Origin of the sequence: Kitasatospora sp. NPDC059599 (genome assembly GCF_042735125.1) — a bacterium.
In the GTDB taxonomy this organism is placed as follows: domain Bacteria; phylum Actinomycetota; class Actinomycetes; order Streptomycetales; family Streptomycetaceae; genus Kitasatospora.
The window spans coordinates 1-5,994 of sequence record NZ_JBHWCL010000258.1; the positions used below are offsets into that span (position 1 = coordinate 1).

The window sequence follows — 5,994 nt, forward strand, 5'->3', positions numbered from 1 at the left end:
GAACGAAACCACCGCGACCGGCAGCGAGGGCGCGTCCGCCGCGCCGCCGCGCCGTCGTCGCCGCGCGGTGTCCCGCCCGGCGGGCACCCCGCAGGGCGCCGCCGCCGACGCCGCCGAGACGGTCCTGCCGGCCGAGGCGCCGGCGGCCGGGACCGCCCCGGCTCCGGCCGCGGAGACCCCCGCCGCCGAGAAGCCGGTCCGGGCCCGCCGCACCCGCAAGCGCGCCGAGGCGCCAGCCGGTGCGCCCGAGGCGTCCGCGATCGTGGTCACCGCGCCCGAGGCCGCCGAGGCCCCGGCGGCGGAGACCGCCGTCGAGGCGCAGGCCGAGAAGAAGGACGAGAAGGCGGAGAAGCCCGTCCGGGCCCGCCGCACCCGCAAGCGGGCCGAGGCCCCGGCCGGTGCGCCGGCCGCCGAGGAGCCCGCTGCCGAGGAGCCCGCCGAGACCCCTGCTCCCGTCGCCGCCCCCGCCGCCGAGCCGGTGGCCGAGGAGGCTCCGGCCCGTCGCCCCCGCCGCCGTCGCGTGGTCGAGGCCGCGCCGGTCGTCGAGGCCCCGGTCGAGGAGCCGCAGGCCGAGGAGCCCGTCGTCGCGGAGGAGCCCGAGGAGGAGGCCGCCGCCGAGCCGGTGGCCGCGCCCGCCGCCCCCGCCCCGGCCGTCGAGGCCGAGCCGCACCACCGGGTGCGCCGTCGCGCCGTCCGTCCGGCCACCGCGGTCTTCCAGGCCCCGGTGTTCCAGGAGCCGGCCCCCTACGTCGCACCGTCCGCGCAGCAGCAGCAGCAGCAGCCCGCCGCCGCCGTCCCGGCGCCGGTCGAGGCCCCGGCCGTCGCGGAGCGCGACGAGGAGGACGAGTTCGAGTACAGCGGCGTCGGCCGCCGCCGCCGGGTCCGCGCCCGCGTCGAGCCGGGCCGCCGCAAGTCGGCCGCCAAGGCTCCGGCCGCCAGGACGCAGGCCGCCGCGGCCCAGGCCGCGCCCGTGCAGCCCGCCCCCGCGCAGGCCGCTCCGGCGCCGGTCGCCGCCGCCCCGGTCGAGCAGCCGGCCGTCGAGGAGCCCGTCGAGGAGACCCCCGCCGCCGGTCCGGACACCGAGGGCGACTGGGAGGACGACCGTCCGTCGCGCCGTCGCCGTCGTGGCGGCCGTCGCCGTCGCCGTGGCGAGGCCGAGGAGTTCGAGGCCGCCGAGACCGAGCAGCCCACCCCCGAGGAGCCGGCCCAGGCCGTCGCCGAGGAGGAGGACGAGGACGACGACGACCTGGCCGCCGGCCTGTCCTCGTCGCGCCGTCGCCGTCGCCGTCGCCGCCGCAGCGGTGAGGCCGGCGCCGTCGAGACCGCCGAGACCACCGAGGACGGCGTCCGCACGGTGGTGAAGGTGCGCGAGCCGCGCCGCCGCTCCACCGAGCCGTCCTTCGACCCGGACGAGGTGCAGTCCATCAAGGGCTCGACCCGTCTGGAGGCGAAGAAGCAGCGCCGCCGCGAGGGCCGCGAGCTGGGCCGCCGCCGGGTGCCGATCATCACCGAGGCCGAGTTCCTGGCCCGCCGCGAGTCGGTCGAGCGCGTCATGGTGGTGCGCCAGAACGGCCAGCGCACCCAGATCGGCGTCCTTGAGGACGGCGTGCTGGTCGAGCACTACGTCAACAAGGAGCAGGCCACCTCGTACGTCGGCAACGTCTACCTGGGCAAGGTCCAGAACGTGCTGCCGTCGATGGAGGCCGCCTTCGTCGACATCGGCAAGGGCCGCAACGCGGTGCTGTACGCCGGTGAGGTCAACTTCGGTGCGCTGGGCCACGGTGGCCCGCGCCGGATCGAGTCGGTGCTGAAGTCCGGCCAGTCCGTGCTGGTCCAGGTCTCCAAGGACCCGATCGGCCACAAGGGCGCCCGTCTGACCAGCCAGATCTCGCTGCCCGGCCGCTACCTGGTGTACGTGCCCGAGGGCTCGATGACCGGCATCTCGCGCAAGCTCCCCGAGAACGAGCGGGCCCGTCTGAAGCAGATCCTCAAGAAGATCGTCCCGGACGACGCGGGCGTCATCGTGCGCACCGCCGCCGAGGGCGCCTCCGAGGAGGAGCTGACCCGCGACGTCCAGCGCCTCCAGCAGCAGTGGGAGGACATCCAGAAGAAGGCCGCCACCGGCAACGCCCCGGCGCTGCTGTACGGCGAGCCGGACATGACCGTCCGGGTCGTCCGCGACATCTTCAACGAGGACTTCACCAAGGTCATCGTCTCCGGTGACGAGGCGTGGGGGACCATCCACGAGTACGTCTCCAACGTGGCCCCGGACCTCGCCGGTCGGCTCCAGCGCTGGACCTCCGAGGTGGACGTGTTCGCCACCTACCGGATCGACGAGCAGCTGATGAAGGCGCTGGACCGCAAGGTCTGGCTGCCCAGCGGCGGTTCGCTGGTGATCGACCGCACCGAGGCGATGGTCGTCATCGACGTCAACACCGGGAAGTTCGTCGGCCAGGGCGGCAACCTGGAGGAGACGGTCACCCGCAACAACATCGAGGCGGCCGAGGAGATCGTGCGCCAGCTGCGGCTGCGCGACCTCGGCGGCATCATCGTGATCGACTTCATCGACATGGTGCTGGAGTCCAACCGCGACCTGGTGCTGCGCCGCCTGCTGGAGTGCCTGGGCCGGGACCGGACCAAGCACCAGGTGGCGGAAGTCACCTCGCTGGGCCTGGTCCAGATGACCCGCAAGCGGGTCGGCCAGGGCCTGCTGGAGTCCTTCTCCGAGGCCTGCGTGCACTGCAACGGTCGCGGTGTGATCGTCCACATGGAGCAGCCGAGCGCCCACGTCCACGCCCCGTCCGCCCCGGCGGGCGAGGCCGCCCAGGGCGGCGGCAAGCGCCGTCGCCGGGGTAAGGGCGGCGCGGGCCACGAGGAGTCGCAGGCCGTCGAGGCCGGTGTGACCGAGGCGGCCGAGGCCGCCGAGCAGGTCACGCGGGTCGTCGAGGCCGCCGTCGCGGAGCTGCCGGGCGAGCCGGTGCGCGAGGAGATCGAGGGCCAGCTGGCCCTGGAGGTTCCTGGCGACGAGGCCGTCGAGGCCCCGGTCGTCGAGGCGCCGGTGGCCGAGGCCCCGGTCGCCGCTCCGGCGGGCCGTCCGCGCCGCCGTGCGGTGCGCAAGGCGACGGCCCCGGCCGGTTCGCCGGTCGCCGCCGAGATCGTGGTGCTGCAGGCGAAGGCCGAGGCGGCGCTCGAGGCGGCCCTGGAGGCCGCGGCTCCGGCCGCCGCCGAGCCGGTCGTCGTCGCGGAGGCCGAGGTCGTCGAGACCCCGGCCGCGGAGGCCCCCGAGGCTCCCGCCGCCCCGACCGAGGAGGCCCCGGGCGAGGAGGCCGCTGCCGAGGAGGCGCCGGCGCCGAAGAAGCGGGCCGCCCGCAAGACCGCCGCCAAGAAGACCGCCGCCAAGAAGACGACCGCGGCGGCCAAGAAGACCACCGCCCGCAAGACCGCCACCAAGCGGACCAGCGCGGCGGCCAAGAAGGCCGCGGCCGCCGAGGGTGATACGGCGTCCGAGTAGTGCCCACGCCCGGGGCGGGAGCCATCCCGCCCCGGGCCGTACGGGCCGGTTTGCCCCCCGGGCGGCCGGTCCGTATTCTTGACCATCGGCGTGTCTACGCCATGCTCCCGAGCACATCACCTTCCCGGGTCGCCGCGTTCGCGCGGAGGGCCGGGGAGAGGCTCCTGTGTCCGTACCCAGGCAGCTGGCGTCGGGGGTTCCGACCGAGCAAGGAAAGCAGGTACCGCATGTACGCGATCGTTCGCGCAGGCGGCCGCCAGCACAAGGTCGCCGTGGGCGACGTGCTGGAGATCGACCGCATCGAGGCCAAGGCGGGTGACTCGGTCGAGCTCTCGACCATCCTCGTCGTCGACGGTGACGCCGTCACCTCCGACCCGTGGGTCCTGGCCGGCGTGAAGGCTCACGCCGAGGTGGTCGACCAGACCAAGGGTGACAAGATCGTCATCCTGCGTTACAAGAACAAGACCGGCTACCGCCGCCGTCAGGGCCACCGCCAGCAGCACACCGCGGTGCGCATCACCAGCATCGACTCGGTCAGCAAGTAAGGGGATAGCGAGATATGGCACACAAGAAGGGCGCAAGCTCTACCCGTAACGGCCGTGACTCGAACGCCCAGCGCCTCGGCGTGAAGCGCTTCGGCGGCCAGGTCGTCTCGGCCGGCGAGATCCTCGTCCGCCAGCGCGGCACCCACTTCCACCCGGGTGCGGGCGTCGGTCGCGGTGGCGACGACACCCTGTTCGCGCTGACCGCCGGTGCCGTGCAGTTCGGCAACCGCCGCGGCCGCAAGGTCGTCAACATCGTGGCCGTCGAGGCCTGAGTCCGAACGGACTCCCGAGTCGCATGACTCACAGTGAAGGGTGGGCCGGAATTCTCCGGTCCACCCTTCACGCTTTACGCAGGTAGCAAGCAGACTCTCGCGCACTGGAGGCACACCCATGACCACCTTCGTGGACCGCGTCGAACTTCACGTCGCCGCGGGTAACGGGGGCCACGGCTGCGCCTCCGTGCACCGCGAGAAGTTCAAGCCGCTCGGCGGCCCGGACGGCGGCAACGGCGGTGAGGGCGGCAGCGTCATCCTCACCGTGGACTCGCAGGTCACCACCCTGCTCGAGTACCACCACTCGCCCAAGCGCAAGGCCACCAACGGCAAGCCGGGCGCGGGCGGCAACCGCACCGGCGCGATCGGTGAGGACCTCGTCCTCCTCGTACCGGACGGCACCGTGGTGCTGGACCGCAAGGGCAACGTCCTGGCCGACCTGGTCGGCCACGGCACGAGCTTCGTCGCCGCCCAGGGCGGCCGCGGCGGCCTCGGCAACGCCGCGCTGGCCTCGGCCCGCCGCAAGGCGCCCGGCTTCGCGCTGCTCGGCGAGCCCGGTGAGTCCCGTGACATCGTCATGGAGCTCAAGTCCGTCGCCGACGTGGCCCTGGTGGGCTACCCGAGCGCCGGCAAGTCCTCGCTGATCTCGGTGCTCTCCGCCGCCAAGCCGAAGATCGCGGACTACCCGTTCACCACCCTGATCCCCAACCTCGGCGTGGTCACCGCGGGCGACACCGTCTACACCATCGCCGACGTGCCCGGCCTGATCCCGGGCGCCAGCCAGGGCCGGGGCCTGGGCCTGGAGTTCCTGCGGCACGTCGAGCGCTGTTCGGTGCTGGTCCACGTGCTGGACTGCGCCACCCTGGAGCCCGGCCGCGACCCGCTGAGCGACCTGGAGACCATCGAGTCCGAGCTCGCCGAGTACGGCGGCCTGGAGGACCGGCCGCGCCTGGTCGCGCTCAACAAGGTGGACGTGCCGGACGGCCAGGACATCGCCGACCTGACCCGCGCCTCCCTGGAGGAGCGCGGCTACCAGGTGTTCGAGGTCTCCGCCGCCTCCCGCAAGGGCCTGCGCGAGCTGAGCTTCGCGGTGGCGAAGATCGTCGCCGAGGCGCGCGCCGCCAAGCCGGCCGAGGAGTCCACCCGGATCGTGCTGCGGCCGGTGGCCGTCGACGACGCGGGCTTCACCATCACCGAGGAGGACGGCGCCTACCGCATCCGCGGCGTCAAGCCGGAGCGCTGGGTCCGCCAGACCGACTTCAGCAACGACGAGGCCGTCGGCTACCTCGCCGACCGGCTGGCCCGCCTCGGCGTCGAGGAGAAGCTCTGGAAGGTCGGGGCGCACGAGGGCGACACCGTCATCATCGGCCCGGACGAGAACGCCGTCGTCTTCGACTGGGAGCCGACCATGGCCGCCGGCGCCGAGATGCTCGGCCGCCGCGGTGAGGACCACCGCATGGAGACCCAGCGCCCGGCGGTCGACCGCCGTCGCGAGAAGCAGAAGGGCCGCGACGCGGCCGAGGCCGAGTTCCTCGCCTTCGAGGCGCTGTCCGGTGGCCGCCAGGCCGCCATCGACGAGGGCGACGACGAGGACTGAGCCGGTCCGGCCGGCTGACGCGAACGGCCCCCGCCACCTGTCGAGGTGGCGGGGGCCGTTCCCGTTCCG

General features: G+C 74.1%; 4 protein-coding genes. All 4 read left to right on the plus strand.

All coding sequences use genetic code 11. The annotated features are described in order from the left end of the window. Nucleotides 1-3,511, plus strand: a 3,511-nt coding sequence (locus ACFV04_RS42925; protein ID WP_380536517.1) for a ribonuclease E/G, incomplete at its 5' end; no start/stop codon positions are given. Nucleotides 3,512-3,738: 227 nt separating this feature from the next. Beyond that, nucleotides 3,739-4,056 carry a 50S ribosomal protein L21 gene (gene rplU, locus ACFV04_RS42930; RefSeq protein ID WP_360248604.1) on the plus strand — a complete coding sequence of 106 codons (318 nt, stop codon included), beginning with the start codon at nt 3,739-3,741 and terminating at the stop codon, nt 4,054-4,056. Nucleotides 4,057-4,070: 14 nt separating this feature from the next. Then, nucleotides 4,071-4,328, plus strand: coding sequence for a 50S ribosomal protein L27 (gene rpmA / locus ACFV04_RS42935; RefSeq protein ID WP_030058248.1), 258 nt, complete (start codon nt 4,071-4,073; stop codon nt 4,326-4,328). A 118-nt stretch (nt 4,329-4,446) separates the two neighbouring features. Then, nucleotides 4,447-5,925 carry a GTPase ObgE gene (gene obgE / locus ACFV04_RS42940; protein ID WP_360248607.1) on the plus strand — a complete coding sequence of 493 codons (1,479 nt, stop codon included), beginning with the start codon at nt 4,447-4,449 and terminating at the stop codon, nt 5,923-5,925. Nucleotides 5,926-5,994 lie beyond the last annotated feature (69 nt).